Origin of the sequence: Kitasatospora sp. NPDC058965 (assembly GCF_042741245.1) — a bacterium.
In the GTDB taxonomy this organism is placed as follows: domain Bacteria; phylum Actinomycetota; class Actinomycetes; order Streptomycetales; family Streptomycetaceae; genus Kitasatospora.
In genome coordinates, this window is record NZ_JBHYKG010000109.1 from 1 (window position 1) to 25,799 (window position 25,799).

The 25,799-nt window shown below is 75.3% G+C and carries 6 protein-coding genes and 1 pseudogene; 1 reads left to right on the forward strand and 6 read right to left on the reverse strand.

Translation table 11 applies throughout. The annotated features are described in order from the left end of the window. Positions 1-83 precede the first annotated feature (83 nt). The 4 genes from ACFW1A_RS19545 to ACFW1A_RS19560 are packed head-to-tail and all read right to left on the reverse strand — an operon-like array spanning position 84 to position 21,510. Entirely contained in the window at positions 84-16,622 is a 16,539-nt protein-coding gene (locus ACFW1A_RS19545; protein WP_380410351.1) for a hypothetical protein, read from the reverse strand. 13 nt (positions 16,623-16,635) lie between these two features. Next, positions 16,636-20,691, reverse strand: a complete 4,056-nt coding sequence (eccCa, locus tag ACFW1A_RS19550; protein ID WP_380410352.1) for a type VII secretion protein EccCa — start codon at positions 20,689-20,691, stop codon at positions 16,636-16,638. Then, positions 20,688-21,152 (reverse strand): WXG100 family type VII secretion target, encoded by a 465-nt coding sequence (locus ACFW1A_RS19555; protein ID WP_380410353.1) that lies wholly within the window; start codon positions 21,150-21,152, stop codon positions 20,688-20,690. Before ACFW1A_RS19555 ends, eccCa begins: the two co-directional genes overlap by 4 nt. A 55-nt stretch (positions 21,153-21,207) precedes the next feature. Continuing rightward, the gene (locus tag ACFW1A_RS19560) at positions 21,208-21,510 is read right to left on the reverse strand and encodes a WXG100 family type VII secretion target (RefSeq protein ID WP_380410354.1); all 303 of its coding nucleotides are present in this window, start codon (positions 21,508-21,510) and stop codon (positions 21,208-21,210) included. Between the two features lie 162 nt (positions 21,511-21,672). Between ACFW1A_RS19560 and ACFW1A_RS19565 the strand changes: the two genes are divergently transcribed. Continuing rightward, the gene (locus tag ACFW1A_RS19565; RefSeq protein ID WP_380410355.1) at positions 21,673-22,317 is read left to right on the forward strand and encodes a hypothetical protein; all 645 of its coding nucleotides are present in this window, start codon (positions 21,673-21,675) and stop codon (positions 22,315-22,317) included. Between the two features lie 70 nt (positions 22,318-22,387). Here ACFW1A_RS19565 and ACFW1A_RS19570 read toward each other — a convergent pair whose 3' ends face one another. Together ACFW1A_RS19570 and ACFW1A_RS19575 are read right to left on the reverse strand one after the other, a co-directional pair. Then, complete coding sequence (locus ACFW1A_RS19570) at positions 22,388-25,114, reverse strand: right-handed parallel beta-helix repeat-containing protein (RefSeq protein WP_380410356.1); 2,727 nt, start codon at positions 25,112-25,114, stop codon at positions 22,388-22,390. A 19-nt stretch (positions 25,115-25,133) separates the two neighbouring features. Next, positions 25,134-25,799 (reverse strand): annotated as a pseudogene (locus tag ACFW1A_RS19575) (hypothetical protein); the annotation flags it as partial.

Sequence of the window (25,799 nt, forward strand, 5' to 3'; positions counted from 1 at the left end):
CCGGGGTGGGGGGGGGGGGGGGGGGGGGGGGGGGGGGGTGGTGGGCCCGGGGCCCGGGCCCGCCCCGGGCCACGGCCGCGGTGCTACAGGCCGAACAGGGCGGTGCGCACCGCCCCCGTGCCGAAGCAGTCGTCCTGCACGGCGTGGGCCTGGTGGAACACCAGGCCGGCGAGGTACTCGCGGTCCCCGTGCCCCACCGGCACGTCCAGCAACCGGTGCACGTCCTGGCCGATCACCTGGTGGGCCAGGGCGGTCACCAGGGCATTGGCCGCGTGCGGCGCCGTGCCGTCGGTGAGCCCGGCCCGGGCCTGCGCGATCCGGTCCAGCACGGTGTCCAGCGCGGCCGCGACGGCCGCGCTCGGGCGGGGCAGGGCAGCCACGGACTCCCGCAGGTCGTCGAGGGTCCGCCGGAGCGCGGCCGGGTCCGACGCGGGAACCCGGTCCCGGACCGGTACCAGGAGCCCGAGCAGGCCGCCCGCCAGTTCGGTGCGGTCCCGGTCCTCGGGAACGGTGTCCACCCGCAGGTTGGCCGGCGAGTTGTAGAGCACGTGGGCCACCTGGAGGAGCAGCCGGGCCTCGTCCGGGTGCGGGTGCCCGCCGAGCTGCTCGTCCGGCACCGCCGCGGCCAGGGACTGCGCCTCGGCCAGCAGGACGGGCGCGGTGGTCGGGGCACCGAGGCGTTCGCGCACCAGCGGCATCAGCCGGCCGCGACCCTGGCGGTAGGCACGGTTCAGCAGCTCGCGGACGGTGGCCCAGGGCACCGTCTGGCGCCGGACCTGACCGGCCGCCAGTGGGTGCTGCCGCTCGGTGGCGGCCGAGTACCGGGGCTCGCCGGTGAGCTGCTCGCCCGCGAAGCCGAGGGTGCCCAGGTCGGCCGGGGGCACGGCACCGACCCGCGGCGGCGCGAGGGTGGCCAGGGGCTCGGCGACGGACTCGGCCGACCCGGCGGACCCGGTCGGCGGGTTCAGCACTCCCGGCGGGACCACCCCGAACGCGGCCGGGGGCAGCGTCGCGGGCGCGGCGGCCTGCGGGGCCGGCGCCGACCGGGTGGGCGCCGACCGGGTGGGTGACGCGGGCCGGGTCGGCGGCGCCTCCGTGGTCAGCGGGACGGGCGGCAGCGGGACGGCCGGCAGGTAGTGCCCCGCGGCGAGCAGCACCAGCGTGCGGTGGGGGAGGCCGTCCTCGCCCACCGTCGTGACCTCGCCGCTCTCGTGGACCACGTCCAGCTGCAGCCCGAGCACCGTCGCCGCCAGGGTGGGCAGGAGGGCGGGCGCACCGTCCGGGCCGCGTCCGGTGTCCCGGATCTCCTGCGCCGCGGTCGGGAGGTCGGCGGCCAGCGGGCCGAAGCGTTCCCGGTCGGCGAGCAGCCGGTCGGCGAGGAGGTTCCGCAGCGACTCGACCGTCACCTCGCCCGACCGGGACCGGATCCCCGGCAGGTTCCGCTGCTCCGGGTCGAGCTGACCGAGGAGGGCGTGGAAGAACGATCCGCCGGCCTCGGCGACGTCCGTGACGGTGAAGCGGTCCGCCAGCGCGCTCCACTGACCGTTCGTGAGGAAGCGCTCGCTGCCCAGGTTGGTGACCCGGGTGACCGGTCGGGCGATGTCCAGTTGCAGTGCCCCGCGGCGCGGCGCCGCAGCGGAGCGCGGTACGGCGAGGGGGGCCTCGGTGATGGTCGGGGCGTGCGGGACGGGGGCTTCGGCGTCGGGCTCGGCCATGACCGAGGGGCTGGGCCCCTGCTCGGTGCGGCGGACGGGCTCGGACACCGGGGTGGTGGTCACGGTCGTCCCGGGTGCGGCGACCTGAAGGGTCGTCACCGGCCCGGTGGGCTCGATCGGCTCGGTCGTCCGCTGCCGGCCCGGTGCAGGCTGTTCCTCGGGCTCGGGGGCGACCGGCGGGTGCTGGACCACGGGTGCCGGCTGCGCATCGGGCTCGGGTTCGGGTTCCGGCTCGGGTTCGGGGGCGGGCTCAGGTTCGGGTTCGGGTTCCGGCTCGGGTTCGGGGGCGGGTTCGGGCTCGGGCTCGGGTTCCGGCTCGGGTTCGGGTTCGGGGGCGGGGGCCTGGACGGTCGGTGCGGGCTGGCCTTCGGGTTGCGGGGCGACCGTCGGCGCTTCGGTGATCGGTGCCGGCGTGTCCTCGGCCAGGGGGAGCAGGCCCAGTTCGCGGGCGCCCGCCTCGTCGGTGCGGAAGAGGACCCGGCCCCCGGGGACCGGGAGGGGTGCGCTGTTCCGCCGGACGGCCGACAGGTGCGCGATGCCGGTGAGTTCGAGGGTGGCCTCGGCCTCGATCAAGTAGGTCCGGCCGTCGAGATTGCCGGTCTCCTTCTTCTTCAGCGCGGAGTCGGTGCTGCCCTCGCCCGCGAACTCGGTCTTCAGCGACGGGAGCGTGGCCGACGGCCCCCAGGAGTCGGTGCCGGTGGATCCGTCGACCTCGCGGAAGGTCGCGACCTTGTCGGTCTTCGCGCCCTTGAGGCCGGCGTCGAGGCCGTTCGAGCCGGTCGTCTTGGACTTGTCCGTACGGCCGGTCTCGATGCTGCGGTCGACGGTGACCGTGGCGCTGGTGGACACCACCCGCGGTCGCCGCAGACTGGTCCGGACCTCCAAGGCCTCGTACCGGCTGATCAGACCCGGTTCGCTGTCGAGGCCGCCGATCCGGTGGGCCGCCTGCGGCTGGTGCTGCAACTGGGTGCGCAGCGCCTCGGCGTTCAGCGCGTTGCGCAGCAGGTGGTCGGTCCACGGGGTGGGCGCGGCCTCCGTGTCCGGCAGCAAGCGCTGCACCGTGGGCCAGAGGCCCGCCGGGAGCCGGTAGTTGACGATCCGGGCGGTCCCGGGCAGCACGATCGGCGCGGCCGTGGCCGGGGGCAGTTGGCCGACCGGTGGGACATGGGCGGTCGCGTCGTCGATCGGGACGGCGGTGACGAGCGTGAGCGGCTCCGCCGGGTTCGACAGCCGCACCTCGCGCGAGACGCTCCGGCCGTTCAGCGTTCCCAGGCTGAGGGTGCTCGGGATGCGCCCCCAACCGGTGACCGCGCGGGCCCGGCCCCGGACGGTGACCCGGTGCCGCCACAGCGCGGTGGCGGTGCCTGGCTTGGTGGTCGTGCTGGTCTTGCCGCTCGCACCGGTGGTGGCGCTGCTGCCCGCCTTGTGCGTTCCCTTCAGGTCGAGTCCGCTGCCGGCGGCGGTGACGAAGTTGCTGGTCTGGATCTTGTCGGTGAACGCGGCGCTGAACGAGGCGGCCCAGCCCCGGACGGTCTCGGAGGTCTCCTCGGAGCCGGTGGTGCCGGTCGACTTGACCTCGGCGGTGGCCGTAGCCTCCTCGGGGCCGAGGTACTCGGGCGCGGACAGCTCCAGCTCCAGGTGCACCTGGAGCTGGCTGCGGCCGAACGGTCCGTCGTCCGCCTGGTAGAGCGACAGACCGCCGGAGGTCAGCCTGCCGATCAGCCCGTGCACCCCGTGCGAGGCGAGCAGCAGGTCGATCTGCTGGCGCATCAGGGTCCGCATCCGGTCCAGCGCGGAGGCGTTGACCGGAAGCTCCACCTGGTCGAGGGCACGGTCCAGTTGGGACACGATCGGCCCGGAGTCGAGGTCACGGTACTGCGTGTCGCCCAGCGGGTAGCCGGGCGCCGTGCCGTCGAAGTAGGCGGGCACCGTCGTCGTGGGCGCCGCGGGCACCGGTGCGGCGTCGGGCGGCCGGACGAGGAGCGGCGCGCCCTCCGGGTCGAGGCCGACGCTGCCGAGGTCCGCCTCGCGGATCCAGACGCGCACCCCGCCGGGGACGTGCACCCGGCGGCTGCGGGTCGGGCCGGTGCCGCCGCCGATCACGTCCCGCAGCACGCTGCGGGACCCGCTGTTGCCGCTGACCAGGTAGGTGATGTCGAAGGAGACCAGCGCCCCGGAGCCCTCGTACGGGGTGGTCAGCTCGGCGGCGGCGCCCGACTCGGTCACCGTGGACCGGGACGTCTTGGTGGTGAGGGGCTTCCCACCGGCGCCGATGGTGACCGACCACTGGGTGTCCCACACCGAGCTGGTGCCGAGGGTGAACCCGCCCTCGCCCGAGGTGGTCGCCTTGGCCGTGGTCTTGGCCGTGCTGCCGCCGCCGGTGGTGCTCTTGAGCTTGACCGGCGCCCGCTCCACGAGCCGGGGTCGGCTCAGCCGCGCGCTGACGCGGATCTGGTCCGCGCCGTCGGTCAGCGGCCCGAACCGGTACATCGCGCCGGTGCCGTACCGCCCCTGGAGGATCCCCGAGAGGTTGGCCCGGACGGCGTCGGTGCCGAGCGCCGACTCCAGGTGCTGGGCCCCGAGTGTCGCGGGGGCGCCGGCGGTCGGGATGCGGACGCTCGCCGGCAGCCCGGGCGTCCGGCCGATCACTTGCCGGGCCAGCGCGATCGCCGAGCTGGTCAGGGTGCCCGGCAGCGGCGGCCGGTACGCGCCGGTGCTGTCCCGCAGCACCTGGCGGGCGGCGGCCGCGAGCAGGCCCGCCCCGCGCACCTGGTCCACGGCGTGCAGCTCGGGCAGCCGCACCGCCGGGCCGTCGCCCGCAGGCAGGTCGGGCTCGGCGTCCCGGTCGGGCGCGGTGCTGTCGGTGACGGCAGCGAAGTCGGTGAGCTCGGGTGCCGGTACGCCGGGCAGGGCGACCGGAGCCAGTGCCAGCGGGACGAGCAACTGCACGTCGCCCTGTACGGACAGCGGCTGGCGCAGCAGCGGGCCCGACTGGTCGTGCAGCTCGACGACGTACTCGACCGGGAGCCGGAACACCGCGGCCTGCTGGTTCCGGCGGGCGGTCACCTGCAGGGTGCGGTTGGCGCTGGTCGTGCTGGCGACCGCCCGCTCCCGTTCGTGCGTGCCCTTGACGGTGAGCTTCGGGTTCAGCGTGCGCAGCGCCCGGGCGGTGCCCAGGCCGAAGCTGCCGGAGAGGTCGATCCCCAGCTCGCCCGAGCGGGTCAGGGTCTGCTTGCCCTCGATCTTCGCGCTGCTCTTGGTGCTCCGGGTCACCGTGAGGGCCTCGGTGGTGGTCTCGAACACCGCCGGGCCGGCGACCCGGCGGCCGACCGTCACCTGGACGTACTGCGGGTGGAAGTAGCCACCGCGCCGGACCAGCAGCTTGAGCAGCAGCGAGCCGCCGCTCCAGGGCAGGTTCCGCAGGCCGTTGTCGGACAGGGCGGTCTGCAGGTGGCGGAGCGCGTCGGCGCCCTCCGTGAAGCGGCTCGGTGCGGCAGCGGTGGTGGCGGCAGGGGTGGCCTCCGCAGGGTCGGTCTCCTCGGCCACCGGGACGAGTTTCGGCAGCGCCCGCAGGATCGCGGTGCGGACCGCCGGGGCTCCGGTGGCCTCGATCACGGTGGCCGCCAGGAACCCGTCCTGGCTCAGCCGGCGCGCGGGGGGCGCGGGCCGGTCGGTGGCGGTGGTGGTAGCGGTGGTGACGGTCGCGGTCGCGGTCGCGGTGCCGAGGGGGGTGGCCGGGACCCGCAGCCGCACGGCGTCCGGGACGGCCACGGTCGTGCGGGCGGTCGCGCCGTCCTCGAACCGGACCGTGACGCGGTAGGTGATCCCGGCGATGACCAGGCGGGAGGGACCCGTGTAGGCGAGGGTCTGCTCCGCGTTGACGCCGGTCGTGGTGGTGGTCTGGTGACTGTCCTTCAGGACCAGGGCAGGGCTCAGGCCCAGCCCGGCCCCGTGCGAACTGCCGCTCCCGGAGAGCCCCGGGAACTTGTGCAGCGTCCAGGACAGGGCGGTGCCGGCGGACAGGTCGAAGGAGTGGGTGGCCGCGGCGGAGCTCTTGTTCTCGCTGCCGAGGTTGGCGCCCGACTCGATCGCCACGCCGTCCGCGGTGCCGAGCTGCCGCACGTCGTCCAGCGAGGCGCTCACGATCACGACGGCCCGGTCGGTCCGCAGACCGGTCGTCACCTGCAGGGTCGGGGAGACCAGCGGACCGTTGAGCACCTGCTCGAAGGAGGCCTCGATGTTGGTCTGGGAGAGGAAGTCGCGGACCGTTTCGTAGGCACCGCTGCCGACCGTCCGGAAGACCGGGGGCAGCAGACCGAGGGTCCGGCCCAGCAGGTCCTGGTCGCCGGACCGGGTCCTGACCCGCTCCGCGACGTGCAGCGACGGAAGCCGGAACGGCTCGGTGAGCGGGACGGGTGCGGCGGTGGCGGTGGCGTCGACCAGCTCGTGGGGCACCTTCAGCACGACACCGCCCGAGGTCCCGGTCAGGGTCGCCGACCGGCCCGGCCCGGTGTCGGTGGCCCGGCGGACGCTGATCGTCCACGCGGAGTCGAAGCCGATCAGGTGCAGGTGGCCGTCGGTGCTGCTGGTGCGGGCCTGCTGGACCGACCGGTTCGCGGCGGCCTCGCGGGCGGCGGGGTTGACCCAGCCCTTCAGGTTCCCGCTCGGGTTGACCGTCTGCAGGGCACCGGCCGCCTGGTCGAGGGCGAACGGCAGCTGGGTGAAGCTGAGTTCGACCCGCTCGTTGGCCTTGTCGCCCTGGTCGACGGACCCCGTCCTGGAGTCCCCCTTGGCCGTCTTGACGGTGCCCCGCTCGGGCGCCCGCGGCGTGGCGACCGGGGTGTGGAGCCCGAGCCGTACGGCCACCTCGACCGCCATGGACCCGCTGCCGACCGTGACGGCCAGACCGTCGCCGCGCAGCTGCTCGAAGACCTCCTTGATCCCGCCCTGGCTGAGGGCCAGGGCGAACGGCTCGGCCGCGGTGGGCGCCAGCTGCGCGACCCGCTCCAGGACCGCGGTCAGGTCCGCATCGGGGACCGACTTGAACTCGGTCAGCCCGTGCTCGCCCAGGTCGGCGGGCAGCGGTCCGGCCGGCAGCTGCGGCGGCTGCGGCTGGGCGGCGTCCGGCTCGGTGGTGAGGGGGTCGGGGACGGTGGTGAGGGGGTCGGGGAGGGTGGTCAGCGGATCGAGCAGGGTGATCTCGGGCTCGGTCACCGTGATCCGAGGCTCGGTCACGGTGGTGAGCGGATCGAGCAGGGTGATCTCGGGCTCGGGCTCGGTCACGGTGATCAGGGGCTCGACCACGCCGGCCGAGGGCTGGACCACGGGGGCGACCGGAGCGACCGGCTCGGTGACCGGGGCGGGCGGAACCGCGGTGGCCGGGGGACGCATGGCGGCGGCGGAAGCCGAGGTGCCGACGCCCGGGGCGCTCGGCGTGGCCCGCCAGTACTCTCGCCACTCTCGCCGTGAAGCCTCCAGTGCGGCCTCGTAGTCGGACCACTCGTGCTCGGTGGCGTTCAGCGCGGTGGCGTGGGGCTCTTCCGGCGCCTCCACCATCCGGCCCTTGCCCTTGTCCGCCCAGGTGGGTGTGCGGCGGACCGGGGCCTCGGGCTCGTCGGCCTCCTCGTCGTGGCTGGGGTGGACGACCTCGGTGGGCTCGGTGAGCTCGGTGGGCTGGTGGAGTTCATTGGGCTCGGTGAGCTCGGTGAGCTCAGTGATCTCCGTGGTCTGGTGGTCCTCGGCGAGCTCAGTGGCCTCCGTGGTCCGGTGGACCTCAGTGGCCTTGTCGACCACGTCGGCTTCGTGGGCCTCGTCGGCCTGGTGGTCCGTCGTCAGCCGGGTGCTGAGCCGAGCGGCTTCCAGCCGCCTGGCCGCGGCCTCGCCGGCGAGCCGGCGCATCTCTTGGGCCTCGCCGGCGGGCGGTGGACCGAGCTCGCGGGCGGGGGGCGGGGTGAGGGTGGCAGGTGCCTCCTGCTCGACCTCCGTCGTCGTGGTGGTGGCCGGACCCTGGGTCGGGGCCGGGGTGGCCAGGACCCGCCGCTGCGCCCCGGCGCCGGACGCCGGTGCCTGGTGCTGCGTCAGCGAGCGGGTGGGGGCGGGGGTGCCATGGAGGCCGTTCGGGGTGAAGTAGAGCCAGGACGACGGGCTGCCGTCCTCCTGCGGGTACATCAGGAAGCTGGCGTCCGGATCCAGTTCGCTCGGCACGGCCGAGACCTTGCCCGTCGGCGCCCAGACGCCCCGGCCGGTCTCGTTCGCGACCTGCTGGGCCAGCGAGAGTCCGCCGGCGACGGGTGCGGACGCCGCCTCGCAGGCGGCGAGCACGATCTGCCCGTCGCTCGGCAGCTGCTGGATGCTCGGCCGACGGCCCAGCACCCGCGCGCCGCCCGCCGGGGTCACCCGGGTCGCGGTCGGCGGCAGGCCGGGCCCGGCCAGCGGCAGCACCGCGTAGTCCCGGGTCGCGTGCATCAGGGCGAGGTAGAGGGGCTTGGTGGTGTCCCACGGCACCGGCGACTCGTCGAGGACGCGCCCGGCCGCCCCGTCGACCTGGAGCACCAGCGGGCGGCGCAGGTCGAAGCCGTTCAGGACCCCGCTGCGCTCGGCGAGCTCGGTCGGGGTGTGGAACGCCCGGCCCTGCGGGAGCGCGGTGCCGGGAGCGGCGATGGTGAGGCTGCGGATGTCGCTCAGCTGCACGCTGCCGCCGTCGAGCAGCGGCAGCTCCTGGAGCGTGTCGGTGAGGCCGGTCGCGGACTGCTCGGGAAGATCCCCCAGTCGCGGTCGGCGGCCGCGGCCGCCCTCCTCCGGTGACTCCGCCTCGGTCATCTCCACGTCGGTGCCGGCGAGCCGGCGCTTCCGGGCGGCGGGGCCGGCCATCGTCTCGTCCTGGGACGGCGGGACGGGGATCTGCTGGTCCCGGTGGACGTCGTAGTGGTTGCGGTGGAAGGCCAGCCGGATGGCGGTCAGACCGTCGGCGGAGCTCCGGCCGAGCGGCAGGAACGGATGGGCGGGTCGTCCCTCCTGCTCGACGACGATCGCGATGTTCAGGGCGGAGGCCACCAGCGCGGGAGCCAGGTCGCCGGTGTCGCCGGCCCATGCACCGGTGGTGCCGACGGTCAGGGCCAGCTCCTCGACGGTCTCCAGCCCGCGTTCGGCCAGCCAGGGGCGCAGCCAGTGGCTGTTGTCGGCCAGCCAGTCGAGCACGGTGGAGCGCAGGTCGGTGGCCGAGGCCCAGGAGGGCGCCAGGCCGCGCAGGGCCAGGTTGACGGCGTTGTAGAGGCAGTCGCCGTCCCTGGGCACGACCCGGCTCGGGGAGGCCGGTGCCGTCCTGGGTCGGCGCTGGGCGGGCGCCTGGACCTGGGCGGGGTTCGCGCTGAAGGGCTGCACGAGCTGCGGCGGCCGGTCGGGCAGGTCGACGGACAGCGGCGTGCGGTGCATGGTGGCCACGATCCGGGCGGCCAGGTCGCCGGCCGCCCAGGTCTTCACGGCGTCCTCGTCCGACTCCAGGTCGGCCTCGACCTGACGGTGCCACGGTCCGCCGGCGCCGAGCAGCGCCTGCACCGTGGGCAGGAGCGGGTGCGAGGTGGGGAGCTGGCGGGCGACGGTCTCCAGGTTCCGCTGGTCCCGCAGCACCCAGTGCAGCACCTCCTGCCGGAACGCCTTGAGCTCGGCGCGCCGGGCCGACACCTCGGCCGCGTCCGCGGCGCCCAGCGCGGCCCGCAGCTCGTCCTGGGCCGCGCGGAGCTCCCGCCCGCCGGTGGCGCCGGCCCGACGCAACTCGTCGACGGTGTCCGCGAGGTGCTCGGCCTCGATGGCCGACGCCGCGGCCTCCTGGTAGCCGGCCTCGGCCTCGGCGTACTGGGCGTCGGTCTCGTGGGCGAGAGCCGTGTGCTCCAGGCCGACCGCGGTCTTCCGGAAGCCCTCCGCCTTCTTCTGCTCCCCCTCGGCCTTCTTCTTCAGCGCTTCGACCGGCGCGGTCGCCCGGGTGGCCTCGGCCTTCTTCGCCTTGGCCTCGGCATCGAGCTGCTTGGCCTCCGGGCTTCCCCGCTTGGCCTGCCTGAGCGCCTTGGCCTGCTCGGTCAGGCGCGTCGCCTCGGCGATCAAGGCGTCGCGCCGGCCGTAGAGCTCCTCGCACTGGTCGCGCAGGTCCCGCGCCAGCCGGTCGTACTCGGCCTGGTTCCGGCGCGGTCCCTCGACCGACTCGCGCTCGACGGTGTCGCGCTTCCGGCGGTGCTCCGCGGCGTCCCTGCGCAGCCGGTCGCCCGCCGCCCGGAGCTCTGCGGGGGTGGTGCCGGCCGGTGCGGACCGGTCCGGGGCCAGTTCCTGACGACGCAGCGAGTCGAGCAGGACGCGGTAGAAGTCGTCCTGGCCGGTGGGGAGCTGCTGGTCGGGGCGGGGACCGTGCGGGGTGAGGCGCCGGCCGACGGGCTGCTGCTGGGCGCGGGCCTCCTCGGCGAGGGCCGGCGGCTCGAACAGCAGTCGCTCGAACCGGCGCCCGATGTTTGCGAGTTCGGTGGTTCGGGCGAGCGACTGTGCGACCTGGGGCCGGTGCTCGGGCGGGATGCCGACCGTGACGTCGTCGAACGGCGCGGCCATCCCGGCCGAGACGCCGTCGGCCAGGATGTTGTGCTCCCGTCCGCCGAGCTCGTCCGCCAAGTGCTGGGGCAGCGGCTCGTTCTGGGACTCCGTCGCGGTCCGCCGGTAGTCCTGGTGGTCGCCCGGGAGGAGGCTGTCGCGGGTGGGGCCGATCCGGACGCCGCGCTTGGCGGCGCGGCCGGTCCCGCCGGTGTCGTCGCTGAACAGGCGGTTGCCGACCGTGGTCAGCTGGCGGTGCCCCTGCAGCACGCTCTCCCGCTTCACGGAGGTGATCAGGTCCAGGGCGATGCGGGAGAGGTCGGTCACCGCGGCGCCGTTGCGGAACTCGACCCGGAAAGCGGTGCCGCGCTGCGGCGTCCGGTTGTTCTGGGCCTGGGTACGGACGTGTTCGACCAGCTCGTCCTGACCACGGGTCAGGTTCATCCGCCGCGCGGTCCAGTCCTGGGGCACGTTCGCGGTGTGCGGCACCCGCAGCTGCTCGGCCAGTCCGGGCCAGGTGGGCGCGTAGTGGCGGCCGAGCTCGAAGGCGAAGAGGCGGTTGAGGGAGCGCCCGAGGCCTTCGAACTCGGCCTGCCCGTCGCCGAAGGAGAGCGCGGGGCGGGGCTCCTCGGTCGCGGTGGCGGGGGCGTACTCGAGCAGGGTGGCCGCGCCGTCGACGAACAGGTTGGGCTCGGGCGCGTAGGGCAGCAGCGGGTGCAGCCGGGCCTGGTCGTCGCGGGCCAGCATGTCGTCGGCGATCAGCCGCTCGAACAGGGTGAGGAACGCGTCGGTTTCGTTGTCCAGCTCGGTCAGGGCGGTCAGTTGCCGGGTGCGGGTCGGACTCAGGTCGGCCCACAGGTCGTCGGGCAGCCGGGCCCCGAGCTCGGGCGCCAGGTGGCTGCGCAGGTCGGCGAGCAGGCGGTCGCGCAGGTCGGTGGGGAGCGGGCCGCTGAGGTGGGCGGGCAGGTGCCCGCGCAGGTCGGCCACCAGCTGACCGCGCAGGCCGGCCGGCAGGCTCTGGCCGGGCAGGCGCTTGACCAGGTTGGCGAGCAGGTCGTCGACGAGGTCACCGGGCAGGCGTTCGCGCAGGTCGGTGATCAGGCGGTCGCGGTCCGGGCCCGCGGTGGGCACGACGTAGCCGCCCGCCATCATCAGCGGGCGTTCCAGCACGTTCGCGTAGTCCTCGCCCTCGGCCTGGTCGAGGTCCATCGTGCTGCTGCCCTGGCGGGCGGCGGCCCGCTCGGACGGGGCGAGGCCGACGAGCCGCGCGAAGTGCTCGAAGACGTGCCGGCCGTCCGGCGTCAGCCGGCTGCCGGTGTCGAAGTCCTGCACCGCCACGTACGGGTGGTAGTCGTCGCTGATCAGGGCCCTGATCGCGCTCCGGCTCGCGGGGCTGCGCAGGATCTCGTTGCGCATCGTCCCGAACGGGAAGCCGTCGGTGAAGACGGTCTGCTGGACGAAGTTCACCGGGACCCGGGCGTCGGCGACGAGCGAGCGTGCCGTGGCCAGCGCGTCCGCCAGGCGCTGCTCGGCGTCGGCCGGCTCCTCGCCCGCTCCGTAGCGGGCGTTGAGGCCGATGACGACCTGCACCCGGTCGGTCCAGTCGTCGGGGAGTCCCGTGAGCAGGCTGTCGAGCACCGCGGGGATCTGGTCGACCTGGTCGTACCGGGCCATGGTGTGGATGACGAAGGCCAACGGGCGCGGGGCTTCGGCACGTTGCCGGAGGTGTTCGAGGTAGGCCTGCTCCGACATCGCCTGCGACTCGGTCGTCATCACGCCGAAGATGCTGGTCAGACCCGTGCTGCGATCGAGCCGCGCGAGGGGCTGCGCACCCGCGGGCGTCCGCCTGCTGTTCGGCTTCGGCTTGGGCTTCTGCTGGGTCGGCGGGGCCTGGGCGACGGCGTGGGTGAACGGCTCGTTCGGCGGGAGGGTGTCGGTGGCGGCGGGCGGGAACACCGGGTGGTCGGTCGCGGAGAGCGGGTGGTCGCGCAGCAGCGGGCCGTCGTCGCTGGCGCGTTCGATCACATCGAGCTGACGGTCAGTCAGGGACCGGGCGGGGAGCTCGTCGACGTTGGCCATGAGGCTGTCGTGGGGATCGTCGTGCGTTGCGTGCTCGTGGTACTCGTCGTGCAGGCCGGCGTAGTGCAGGAGTTCGTGCAGCAGTTCCGCGTCGCCGTGCGCCAGGTCCAGGTGGAGCTGGTCGGCGCGGTCCGGCCGCTGCTCCTCGGTGCGGCCGGCGGGGCCGGTGAGCGTGATCGCCCGGGCGTGTGCGGGCTGCTCCTCGAAGACGGCCTCGAAGTGCAGTTGGTCGCCGGAGCGCGGGAGCCGCAGGCCGGTGTTCAGTCGGGTGGTGAGGAGCTGGTTCACCCGGTCCTGGAAGGCGCTGAGCCGGTCGGCCGACAGGCCGTCACCGAGCCTGACGGGCAGGCGGAACGAGATCAGGCGCACCCAGCGGCCGTCGTCCGCCTGGATCCGGCGGACCGTGTTGCTGACGTAGACGGTGCGGCCCGGCAGCACGCCGGCCTGCGGGCCGGTCCCGTTCCGGTCCGGCCGGAACCCGGTCTCGCTGTACCGCACCGCCGCCGGCGCCGTGGCCCGGCGGTGCTGCCACTGCTCGGGGGCGATCGGCGCCTGTTCGGCCTGCGGCTGCTCGACGAGGGCCCGTCCGGGGGCGAGCCGGTCGAGGCGGTCCTGGAGGTCCTGGGTGGTGACGGGGTCGTTCTCGGGGCGGGGGCGGTCGGTGACGGTTCGTCCGGGGCCGAGGCGGTCCAGGCGGGCCCGGAGCTCCTGCACCTCGTCGGCGTGGTCCGGCACACTGCCCAGCGGGTGGTCCGGCTCGGAGCCGGGGCCCTCGTCGGCGGGCTTGCGCGTGCGCGGGCCGGCCGTCAGCTGGGACTGGTCCGAAGTGCCTTTCCCGCTGCGGACGGTGGGCTTGGTGGCCGGCGGCGCGGCCGTCGTCCGGTCCACCGGGGTCACGGGCTCCGCCGGGTCGTCCGGGGTGCGGGGGCCGTCCGGGCTCTCCGGGCTGTCCGGGGTGTGGGGCGTGTCCGGGCCGTCGGGCGTGTCGGAGCCCTTCGCAGTGGCCTGCTCGCCGTCGCCCGAGCCTCCCTCGGGGTCGGCGAGCGCCTTGTCGGTGATCCGGTTCAGCCGGCCGCCGTCCTGCGGCTTCTCCAGCGGCGGGCGGTCCAGCTCGTCGGTCAGGCTGCGCGGCACCTCCTGGCGGGGCGCGCCGGTGCGGGCGCCGTTCCGCTGCCCCAGCGCGTCGAGGCGTTCCCGCAGCGCGTCCAGCGAGTCGGTCGGCACGGTGTCGCGGTTGAGCCGGTCCAGGCGCTGCTGGAGGTCCCGGTCCCGCTGGTGCTCCTCCAGCAGGCGGAGCTCCGTCTCCTTGTCCGGGGCCCCGGCGAGCCGCTCGACCAGGTCGTCGGAGCCGGGAGTGAGGTCCTTGTAGCGCTGCCACAGCGCCCGGTCCGGGTCGGCCGAGCCCGCGCCGGGGCGCAGCCGGTCGAACCGGCGCTGCAGGTCCTGGAGTTCCCGGTGCTGCTCCAGCTCCTCCAGCAGTCGGCCGCTGGTCCCCTCGTCGGGGGCCTCGGCGAGCCGGTCGTGCAGCGCACCGGTGTGCGGGTCGTCCGACAGGTGCTTGAGGCGCTCCCACAGCTCCCGGTCGGGGTCGCCGGCACGGTCGTCGCCGAGCCGCTCGTACCGCTGCTCCAACTCCCGCAGCTCCCGATGGTGCGTCAGCTCGGCGGTCAGTCGCGCCTGCTCGTCCGGGTCGTCGGTGCTGCGCAGCCGCCGCAGCAGGACCACCTCCTCGCCGTCCGGGCGGTCGGCGGTGAGCCTGGCCAACCTCTCCTGGAAGTCGCCGTCCTGGCGGGCCTTCGCCAGCTGCTCCGCCAGCCGGGCCTGCTCCTTCGGGTCCGTGCTGGTGGCCAGTCGGCGGCGAAGGTCCTCGGCCCCGCGGTCGAACGGGCGTGGTGCGTCCTTCCCGGTGAGCACCCGGGCGGGCAGGTGGTCCTCGACGAAGGCCGTGTACTCCCGCAGCGCGCTGTCGAGCAGCTCGGGGTCGCCGGTGCCGCGCGCGGACTCGACGTCCGCGACCTTCTGCTCCCAGTCGGCCCGGTCCGCACCGAGCTCCGCCAGCCGGTCGAAGCCGCGGTCGGCGTGGGCCCGGAAGGCGTCGTAGTCGCGGTCGAGCGAGAGCTTCTCGACGTCCTGCCGGAACTCCTTCAGGCGCCGGGTGGCGGTGGCCCAGTCCTGCTCGCCGGCGGCGTCCCGGACGGCGTCCAGGTGGACGTCGCGCTGCTCGCGCGGCATGCCGAGGTCGCGCGCGCTGCTGCGCAGCGTGCGCAGCTGGTCGTTGATCCGGTCCTCGGTGGTGCGCAGCCGGCCGCCCGGCGTGTCGGGCAGGTCGGGGCCGGCCGGGTGCTCGTCCGGGACGGCGGGCAGCGCGTCCTTCAGCTTCTGCGCCAGGGGATCGGGGTCGAGGTGCTCGTCCGCGAAACCGTCCCGCACCGAGGGGAGCCGGTCCAGCAGCTGCTGGCGCTCGGGGCTCGGGGCGCCGAGGTCCGGCGTGAGGTGGTCCACCGGGACCGGGGGCAGCTCGTGCAGCGGCAGCGGCCGGGGGGCGTCCGGCGCGGCGGAGGCCGAGAGCCCGCGGCCGGGCGCGCCGTCGTCCGCGGGGCGGGACTTCCCCTGCTTACCGGCGGAGGCGGAGGCCGTGGCGGAGTCGGCCGGCGCCGACGCCGTCGTGCGGGCGGAGGCGGACACGGTCGGCCGGTCGGACTCGTCGCCGAGCGGGACGTCCTGCGCCGCTCCCTTCGCGGACGCGGAGGTCGGCCTGCCGGTGACGCCCCGCCCGGCGGCGCTGTCCGGGGTGCGCTCGGTGGGGGTGTCCGTGCCCGTCCTGGTCGACGTGGTGGTCGAGCCGGTGGCCGGGGTCGCCTGCTCCGGCTGCTGCTCCGACGGGTTCGCCACCGGGGCCTCCTCGTCGGCGACCCGGACCGTCCGCGGGGCGTCGCCCGGGCGGCTCACGGCGCTCGCGGGGTTCTCGACCGGCCCGGCGGTCGTGGTCTTCGGCGTGCCGGTCGGCTCGGCGCCGAAGGACGCCCGGTACTGCTGCTCGGAGCTGCGGACGGTGGTGGTGCCGCCCTCGGCGGCGGACTCGTGGACCGGCCCGCCGGTCACCGACTCGTGGACCGGCGCACCGGTCGGGCCCTGGGCCTCGCGCGGCGCGCCGACCAGCTCCGGGTTGGCCGCCTCCGGGGCGGTGGGGACCCGGGTGCCCGGCGAGAGCACCGGCGCCCCGGTCGCCGGCTCGGTGACCCGCTGGTCCTGCCCGGCGGTGGGCGCGGTCGACTCCTGGCCGGTCCCGTAGCCCGGGTTCTCCGTGGCCGGCGTCCTGGCCGGCGGGTCGGGCGTGGGCGGGGTGGTCTCCGGGGGTGTCAGCGGGTCCTTGACGGTGACCGGGCCGGTCGTCGGGGGATCCGCCGGCAGGTGGCCGCCGGGCAGCGGCTCGGTCAGCACCGGATCGACGCCCTTGGGCGGTCCGCCGAACGAGCCGCCCAGGTCGGGGGCGGGCAGCGCCTCGTACGGGGGCGGGGCCGGCAGCTGCGGCCCGGGGACCTTCTCCGGGTCGGGGACGGTCCCGGTCCTGGTCCCCGGTCCTTCACCGGTCTTGGGGTTGATGTCGGGCGCGCCCTTGCCGCCCTTGCCGCCGCCGAAGAGGTCGAAGGCCCCGCCGAGCGCGCCGAACCCGCCGGCGATGCCCAGGCTGATGGCCTCGGAGGCCCAGTCCATCTCGAACGGCACGTGGTAGGCCTCGTCGGCGATCCACTGGCTGAACGCGTCCAGCGCCAGCTGCCCGCCGACGGCCACGGCGATCTCGCCGAGGAAGGCGAGCACCTTGGTGAGCAGCTGCATGCCTTGGCTGAGGCCCTCGATGATGTTGCTGAGCGTCTCGGTCAGCCCCTCCAGCAGGGGCCCGACCAGCTCGCCGAGGTAGCCCAGGCCGAACGGCAGGAAGAGGCCCAGGATGCTGCCGATGCCGCCGGCGAGGGCGATCGCGTCCCGGGCGGCCTGCTCCTTGTCCAGGATCAGTTCCAGGGCGCGGCCGTAGTCGTTGATGGCGTCGCCCATGGTCCAGCAGGTGGTCCAGGTCGGTTCGAGGACGTCGATGTACAGGCCCGCGAAGGCCCACACGGCCGCGTCGGCGCCGTACCCGGTCCAGCCGGGTGTCCGGGCCCGGTCCATCTGGTCGGCACCGGTCTTGAGGTTGTTGCCCAGGGTGATCCAGGCGTTCCCCAAGGTGTAGATCGCGTCAATGTCGACTTCCGCGCCTGCCATCGGCTGCTGTTCCTTATCCCTGTTCGTCTTCGTCCGGCACGGCCACCTGGAGCAGCGCCTCGGCGCTGCCGCGGCGCACCAGCACGCCCCGGCCCGGCGGACGCTGGACGGCCCGCTGGTCGCCCAGCAGCACGCCCTCGCGGTGGTCGCCGGAGAGCACCAGGCCGCCGGCGCCCAGGTCCTTGAGCCGCGACAGCAGCTGATCGGTCATCACCGCCCGGCCGGTGCCGCCGACCCGGCGGGCCAGCACCACGTGGAGGCCGATCTCGCGCGCCTGGGTGACGTAGTCGGCGATCCGGGCCAGCGGGGACTGCCGGCCGGAGGCGACCAGGTCGTAGTCGTCCACGACCAGGTAGAGCTCGGGGCCCTCCCACCAGTCCCGGGCGCGCAGTCGGGCGGCGGTGATGCCGGGCGGCGGCATCCGCTCCTCCAGCCGGGCGATCAGCTGGTCGGTGTACGCCTGGGCGGCGGTCGCGTCGCCCGCGTAGGCGCCGACGTACTCCGGCGGTACGGCGTCCAGCAGGGCGCGCCGGTAGTCGACCACCATGAACCGGGCCTGCCAGGCGGTGCGGCGCGCGGCGGTGCCGCGCATCCAGGTGCGCAGGAAGGTCGACTTGCCGCTGGCCGCGTCCCCGAGCACCAGGAAGTGCGGGTCGTCGGCGCCGAGGTGGAGGCTGACCGGCGCCAGGTCGAGTTCGCCCAGGCCGATCGGCACCCCGTCCCCGGCCGCCCCGACGGCCCCCGCGGTGGCCGCGTCCGCGGCGACCGCCCGGTCGACGGCGGAGCGCAGCACCCGCTCGGGCAGCATCCGCACCGGCGGCGCGGCCGGTCCTGACCAGCCGGCCACGATCTTGGCGACCGTGTCCTGCTGGGCGTCGCCCAGGTCGGCGGCGCTCTCCCGGCCGTCCAGCCGGGGCAGCAGCGCCTGGTAGAGCGCGCCGGGCGGCACCGCGCCGCGGCCCGGCAGGCCGTGCGGGATCTGCCGGCTCAGCGCCCGGCCGACCTCCGACTCGGCCGGGTCGTTCAACCGCAGCTCCAGCCGGCCGCCGATGCTGTCGCGCAGGTTCGTCCGGACGTCGGCCCACCGGTTGGCGGTGAGCAGCACGTGCACGCCCACGCCCAGGCCGCGGGCGGCGAGGTCCACCACCGCCGCCTCGGCGTCGTCCAGTTCGGCCCGGATCGCGCCCCAGTTGTCCAGCACCAGGAAGACGTCGGCGGCCCGGGTGCCCGCCGGCAGTTTCCCGGCCCGGCGCAGCGTGCGGAACCCGGCCACCGCGTCGATGCCCAGCTCGCCGAAGAGCTGCTCGCGGGCGGCCACCAGGCGCCCGATCTCGGCCAGCACCCGGCGGGCCCGCGGCAGGTCCCGGCGCCCGGCGACCGCGCCCACGTGCGGGGCGGCCGCCAGCGGCCGGAGACTGCCGCCGCCGAAGTCGAGGCAGTAGAACTGCGCCTCCTCGGGCGTGTGGGTGAGCATCGCGGAGAGCAGCGCCGTGCGCAGCAGGGTGCTCTTGCCGGTCTGCGGCGCGCCGACTACGGCGAGGTTGCCGTGGGTCCGCTCGAAGTCGAACTGCAGGGCCAACTGCTGCTGCTGCAGCGGCAGGTCGATCACGCCGACGGGGAAGGCCAGCCGACCGACCCGGGGCCACAGCCCGGCCTGGTGACCGCGGCCGGGCTGGTCGGCCAGCGGGCCGAGCATGCTGTCCAGCGGGATGGCCGCGGGCAGCGGCGGCAGCCAGACCTGGTGCACCGGCTGCCCGAACCGGCAGACGTGTTCGACGGCGACCTGCATCTCGGTCGGGCCGGGCGGCAGGGCGACCTGGGGCGCGGGGTCCGGCACCGGTTCCTCCGCCGGCCGGGTGCGCAGCTCGAACGGGACGACGGCGGCGCCCGGCCCGGTCGGCGCGGTCCGCTCGCCCGGGGCCCGGTAGGGCCCGGAGATGTGCGCGACCCGGAACCGCTGGTAGATCGACTGGTCCACCTTGAGGTAGGCGGAACCGGGGATCGAGGGCAGCTCGTAGGCCTCCGGGGTGCCGAGCACGGCGCGGCTCTCGGCGGCGCTGAAGGTCCGCAGGCAGATCCGGTACGACAGGTGGGACTCCAGGCCGCGCAGCCGTCCCTCCTCCAGCCGCTGGGTGGCCAGCAGCAGGTGCATCCCCAGGCTGCGGCCGACCCGGCCGATCTGCACGAACAGGTCGATGAAGTCGGCCCGCTGGGAGAGCAGTTCACCGAACTCGTCGACCACGATCAGCAGGTAGGGCAGCGGTTCGAGCGGCTTGCCGTCCAGGCCCGGCTGCCCGGCCTCGCGGCGCAGCTGGTACTCGCGCAGCGAGTCGACGTTGCCGGCGTCGCGCAGCATCCGCTGCCGCCGCTGCTGCTCGCCCTGCAGGGCCGCGCGGACCCGGTCCACCATGGACAGGTCGTCGGCGAGGTTGGTGATCAGGCCGGCCACGTGCGGCAGCCCGGTCACCCCGGCGAAGGTCGCGCCGCCCTTGAAGTCGACCAGCACCAGGCTGAGCAGCTCGGGCGAGTGGGTCATCGCGAGTCCGGTGACCATGGTGCGCAGCAGCTCGCTCTTGCCGGAGCCGGTCGCGCCGACCACCAGGCCGTGCGGGCCCATGCCGCCCTGCGCCGCCTCCTTGAGGTCCAGCAGCACCGGGTCGCCGTCGCCGGACAGGCCGATCGGCAGCCGCAGCAGCCGCTCGTCGCCCGGCGGCAGCCAGCCCTCGGCCGGGTCGAAGGCCGCCACGTCCGGGGTGCCGAGCATCTCCGGCAGGGTGACGGTCCGGGCCAGCAGCTGCTCGGCCTCCTCGGTGAGGCTCAGCGGGGCCAGCGCCCGCGCGGTCAGCTCGCAGAGCACCGGTGACGGGGCGTCGGCGACGGCGTCCTCGATCCGGTTGTAGAGCTCGCCGCGGCGGCCCTCCAGGCGCAGCGAGCCGTCCTCGCCGACCCGGGCGCGCACCTGGGTGCGGGTCGGCTCCTCGCGCTCGGCGTCCACCAGGCAGACCACGGTGATCCCGAGCTCGGGTCCGGCGGCCTCCAGCAGGGCGGTGGCCACCGGGCCGCGGGCCCAGGCGGCGGCCGGGTCGTAGGAGTCGAGGAGCACCAGCAGGCGGTGGCCCGCGGGGGTCCGGCCGGGCTGCTGGGTGCGCCGGCCGGTCCGCTCGGTCTGGGCCCGGGCGAGTGCCTCCTCCAGCGCGTCGGCGAGCTCCTCGAACCGGGCGGCGACCAGCGGGACGACCCCGGCCGGTCCGGCCGCGCCCGCCTCGTGCGTGTGCGGCAGCCACTTGGCCCACTCCCAGTCCGGGCTGCCGCCGGTGCACACCGCGACCGTGACGTCGTCGGGGGCGTGCAGCACGGCGACCTGGCAGAGCAGGGCGCGGGCCAGCGCCCTGGTCCGGTCCACCGGCCCGAGCAGGCTGACCACCCCGGCGCGGGCGAGGTCCAGCAGCGCGGGCTGGTGACCGACCTTGCCGACCTGGTCCAGCACCCGCTGGGCCGCGGCGTGGGTCGGCTCGTCGTACTCGGCCATCGGGTCGTTGCGGGTGCCGAGCTGGATCGGGGTGGCCAGGTCGGCCCGGCCCTGACCGACCCGGACCTGCAGGAAGTCCTCGTCGGTGCCGCGCCGCTCCCAGACCCGGCGGCGGCGCTCGGCCACCGCCCACAGGCGCTCGGGCGACGGGTGCAGCCAGGCGGCCGAGAGGCGCTGGGCGCCCGCGACCTGACGGGCCGTCTGCTTGACCTCGGCCAGGTAGCGCAGGTACCGGGCGCGCTGGCGCGCCTTGTTCTGCCGGCTGGCGCTGGTCATCTGGTGCCGGACCGCGACGGTGGCCCCCACCGAGATCAGCACGAAGCCCACGCCCAGCACGATCAGCAGCGGCTTGCGGTACATCACCATGTAGGCCGCCATGCTGACGGTGCTCATCAGCGGCAGCAGCAGCGAGAGCCAGCTGCCGGCCCCCGAGCCCGGTTGCTGCTGCGGGGTCTGCGGGGGAGCGGGCAGCACCACCCGCTGGTCGGGCAGCGCGGGCGGCAGTGCGCGGGTCGGCCGGTGCAGCGGGACCCTGCTCATGACGACACCGAGAAGGACTCGGCGATGGAGGTGGTCTCCCGGTCGGTCTTGTCGGGGATCAGGGCGCCGGGATCGGTGGCGCCCGACGTGTCGGTGCTGGTCACCCCGGAGAGGAAGGCGCCGAAGAGCTGGTTGCCCACGAACTGCTCGGCCCCGTCGTAGTTGGCCGCCGCCGAGCCCAGCGCCTGCACCAGCTGGTTGAGGACGCCGTCCCGGTGGGCCTCGGTCCCGAAGAGCTCGACCATGCAGGCGGACCACTGGTCGGAGAAGCTCTTGGCCTTGTCGGCGGTGTCACCGGCCCAGCCCAGGTGGAGGGCGCCCAGCGCCTTGTTGACCTTGGTCAGGCTGTGCACGATCTTCCCGATCCGGGTGGTCAGGTCGGTCGCGGCCAACTGCAGGTCCTGCGGCGTCACGGCGATCACGGTCTGCGAGTAGGACGGGGCGGGGGCGGGCTGGGTCACGGCTGCTCCGGGGGTGCGCGGGGCCGGGGTGCGGCGGGCGAGGAGGGCGGGTGCGTCAGCGGCTGACGTTGCGGGTGTTGGCTTCCTCGATGTCGCGGTACGTCTGGTAGGCGGTCCGCAGCCGGCTCGCCATGTCGTCCAGCAACGTGGTCAGGTCGCCCATCCGCGCGGTGTAGACCTGGTGGATCTCTTCGAAGGAGACGGCGGCCGGGCCGGTCCAGCCGACCTCCAGACCCTTGAGGGTCGTGGTGATGCCGTCGATCTCCTCCCTGATGGTCCCGCCCTCCCGGCGCACCAGGTCGGCCGTGTCGCCGAGTTGGGCCAGGTCGACCCTGAACTCCTGCAAGGTGTACGTCACGCTGCGGAGTCTAGGCAGCGGGCGGCGTGCTCCGGCATCCCTTCTTCTGCCGCTGAGGGGGTCCCCCAATGGGGACCTCCCGAACGGCGTCGGCGTGCGAAAGGCTTGGCCCCGTGCGGCAGTTCCACTGCCACCGGGCAGTCGGCCGCGGAAGGGAGCCCCATGCCCGGCTACAGCTCGGTCACCCCCCTGAAGTCCCCGATCTACGTCGAGAAGGACCTGCTCGGCGGCTCCGGCTCGGGCGGTGACACCACGCCGGTCAGTCCGGCCCGGGACCCGCGGCTGGACATGCTCTGGACCGCCCCGCCGCCGATCGTGCCGACCACCGGCAAGCCCGACGCGCCGACGAACGGCGGGACCCCGATCACGCCGCCGACCTACGGCCCGTTCAAGATCGACCTGGGCGGCCTGACGGCCTGTGAGCAGTCGATGCTGAACATCTCCAAGCCGCTGGTGGACGAGTACAACGCACTGCACGTCCAGGTGATCTCGGTGCTGGGCAGCGACACCTTCTGGGGCCAGCAGGCGCAGTACCACCAGACCTACACCCTGGTGCCGTCCGCGGTCAGCGGCGGGGCCCCGGTCACCCAGGACGGGGTCTTCGACGACAAGGGCGTCCAGGACGCGGCCCACAAGTTCGCCCCGGTGATCGGCCCGGAGATGACCCGGGCGCTGCGTCAGTTCGCCGACGCCATGGAGGCGGTCGGCACCTACACCGGCCTGCTGAACATGGCCGGACAGGCGTACGCGAGTGCGGACTTCAACTCGATCCTGCCGACGGTCACGCCGCCGGCGCCCGCGGCCTGAGCCCGCCCGGCCCGCCCGGCCCGCCCGGCCCGCCCGGCCCGCCCGGGCCGGCGGGTCCGGGGCCACCGGGTCACAGCGGCAGGCCGAGCTCCGGCAGGTCCTCGGGCTGGACGGTCGTCAGGTCCTGCGGCGTCGGGTCGGCCAGGTCGCAGACCCGGCGGGCGTGCCGCTCGGTCATCCACTGGAACACCTGGCGGGCGGTGCGGCCGTTGCCGAAGCCCTCGTCGCGGGGCAGCGCCGTGAAGTACTCGGCGAGCGCGGCGACGGTCGGCTCCGGCAGGTCGTAGCGGTGCTGATCGGCCTGGTGGGCGACGATCTCGACCAGCTCCGGCCCGAGGTAGTCGTCGAACGTCAGGGTGCGGGTGAAGCGCGAGGCCAGGCCGGGGTTGGCGTCGACGAACCGCTGCATGTCGCCCGGGTAGCCGGCCACGATCACCACGATCTCCTCGCGGTGGTCCTCCATCAGCTTCACCAGGGTGGAGATCGCCTCCTGGCCGAAGTCGCCGCCCTGGCCGTGCGGCACCAGCGCGTACGCCTCGTCGATGAACAGCACGCCGCCCAGCGCCCGGCGGAACACCGCGGTGGTCTTGGGGGCGGTGTGGCCGACGTACTCGCCGACCAGGTCGCCGCGGTCCGCCTCGACCAGGTGGCCGCCGGTGAGCATGCCCAGGGCGCGCAGGATCTGGCCGTAGAGCCGGGCCACCGTGGTCTTGCCGGTACCGGGGTTCCCGGCGAACACCAGATGGCGGCTGGTCGGCGGCGGGGGTAGTCCCAACTCCTTTCGGCGCCGGACCAGTTGCATCAGCTTGACCATGGTCTCCACGTCGCGCTTGACCCGGTCGAGGCCGACCAGCCGGTGCAACTGCGCCAGCAGCGCCTCCAGCGAGTCCGCCGCGGGCCCGGTCCCGTCCGTTCCGTCCGCCCCGCCCGCCCCGTCGGAGCCGTCGCCGCTCCCGGCCCGGTCGGCCCGGTCGGCCTCGCCGGGGCCGGCCGCCGGCAGCGGCAGCCGCGACGGCGCGGCCGTGGCGGCCGGGACCGGGAGGGCCGAGGCCTTCACCCGCTCGGCCAGGCAGTCCTCGATCACCGCCGCCGACCCGTCGGCGGTCGCGACGTCCTCGGCGGTGTCGTGGAACCGGCAGCGCCGGACCACCGGGTCGGCGCCCGCCCCGACGTACAGCGCGGGGTAGCCGGTCTCGGACAGCACGCAGTCCTCCAGCACGCCGTGCGACCCGTCCGCGTGGTAGACGCCGTTCTTCGCCGTGCGGGTGATCGCACTGGACCGCACCTGCGGCGCGGCCGCGGCGCGCACCACGATGCCGCTGCCCGCGGTCCCCGCGATCTCGCAGCCGTGCAGCAGCGGCACGCTGTGCTCCTCGGCGAGCAGCCCGGCCGCCCCGGTCCGGTGGATCCGGGTGCGCAGCAGCAGGGCGCCGGTCCGGGGCCCGAGTTCCACCCCGGTCCCCCCGGTGTCGGTCACCCGGCAGTCGTCGAGCAGCGGGCGGTGCGGGGTGTGCAGCCGGACGCCGGTGCCGGTCGTGCTGACCGTGCAGTCGTGCAGCACCGCGTCCGCCCGCTCCTCCACCGAGACGCCGGCCATCGCCGCCCGTTCGATCCGGGTGCCCTCGGCGCGCAGCAGGGAGTCGCCGGTGGCCCTGATGCCGTGCTCGGGGGTGCCGTGCAGCCGGCAGTCGACGAGCAGCGCCCGGGCGCGCTCGCCCAGGTGGATGCCGCTGTACCCGGAGTCCGCCACCTCGCAGTCGGTCAGGGCGAGTTCGGCCTGACCGGAGGCGTACACCCCGTTGCCGGCGGCGCGCCGGACGCCGCCGCCGTCGGCCCGGACGGACGCCGTGCCGCCGACCGCCAGGCCGGTGTCGGCGGTGTCGGCGACGGTGGTGCCGTGCAGCCGCAGACTGCTGCGGTCCAGGGCGACGATGCCGGCGCCGGCGGTCGCGGAGATCCGGCAGTCCCGCAGGACCACCCGGCCGTCCTGGTCGGCGAGCAGCCCGGCCGCGCCGGTCCCGGAGACCTCGCACCCCTCCAGGACCGTGCCGCCCGCTCCGCCGTCGGTCCCGCCGTCGGCCGTGGCGGTGGCCGTGGCGCCGGCGGACACGTGCACGCCCTCGGCCCGGCCGTCGCGCAGGCGGCAGGAGACCAGCAGCGCGGCCGCGGCGCCGAGCAGCCGGACGGCCGCGCCGCCGCTGCCGGTCACCTCGCAGTCCTCGAACGTGCTCCGCCCGGTCCCGCCGAGCCGCACGCCCTCCCCACCGACCGGCCCGACCGTGCAGCCCCGCAGCCGCGGAGTCGCACCGGCGGCGACCAGGACGCCGACGCCGTCGATCCCGGCCACCGTGCACTCCTCCAGCACGGCGCGGCTGTCGCCCGTCAGCCGGACCCCCTCGCCGGCCGCCCGGTGCACCCGGCAGCCGCGGAGCACGGGGGCCGCCGTCCCGGCCACCTCCACCCGGCCACCGGTGATCTCACAGTCCGTCAGCACCGGCTCGCCGCCGCCGACCAGCAGGGCCGGCCCCGCCGGATCGGCGCCCTGCAGGACCAGCCCGCGCAGCTCCGGGGCGCCGCCGGAGACGGTGAGCGCGGGCCCGCGCGGGGCCACGATCCGTACCGTCCCCGCCCCCTTCTCCGCCAGCAGGGTGACGGGGCGGTCCAGCACCAGGCTCTCCCGGTACTCCCCGGGCATGACCGAGACGACCGCGCCGTCGGCCGCCGCGCGGACCGCGGCCCCGATGGTGTGGTGCGCGCCCCAGCCGCGCTGGGCGACCTTGACCCAGGTCTGGCTCACTCGGTTCCGTCCACTCGGGTCAGGCGCAGTTGGCGCGGAACTGGGCGACGGCCAGGTGGGCGTTGGTCACCGTGGAGCTGTGCCAGTCGAGTCCGCGGTTGTCCAGCTTGATCGACAGCGTGCCCTTGGTCACCGCGAAGGTGCCCACCGGCTTCCACTGGCCGAGGTAGCCGAACTGGTCGACGTTGAAGTCGCTCGTCATCGATCCGGACGCGTCGCCCGAGCCGTAGACCTGGAAGTGCGCCGGGTCCCCGCCGACGTGGGTCGGGTCGTGGTCGGCGGGCACGTACAGCTGGACCTGGCAGGTGGCCCTGGTGAGTCCGGCGGTGCCCGGCGAGAAGCTCCACACCGCGTAGATGCCGCTGTCGGCGGACGTGGCGCTGCCGGACATCGGCATGGTGTCGAAGCTGCCGTTGCAGCCGTCGGAGGCCCAACCGCCCTTCCCGACGGCGACCCAGCCGGTCGCGCCGCCGCCGTACCGGTCGTGCTCGCTGAAGGACTGGGCTGCCGAACTGCCGCAGCCGTAGCCGGCCACGACGGAGAAGCCGGGCGGCTTGACGGCGGCGTTGTTGAGCTGCGGTGCGGGCGGGTTGGTGCCCGGCGCGCCCGGCGCGGGGGCCGGCGGGCCCTGCGGCGCACCGCCCGGCTGACCCGCGGTGGCCGGCGGCGCGGGCGCGGCGCCGGG

Coding starts and splice junctions, on each gene's coding strand:
- ACFW1A_RS19545 (WP_380410351.1), bottom strand. CDS start 16,622: ATGGCAGGCGCGGAAGTCGACATTGACGCGATCTACACCTTGGGGAAC.
- ACFW1A_RS19565 (WP_380410355.1), top strand. CDS start 21,673: ATGCCCGGCTACAGCTCGGTCACCCCCCTGAAGTCCCCGATCTACGTC.
- eccCa (WP_380410352.1), bottom strand. CDS start 20,691: ATGAGCAGGGTCCCGCTGCACCGGCCGACCCGCGCACTGCCGCCCGCG.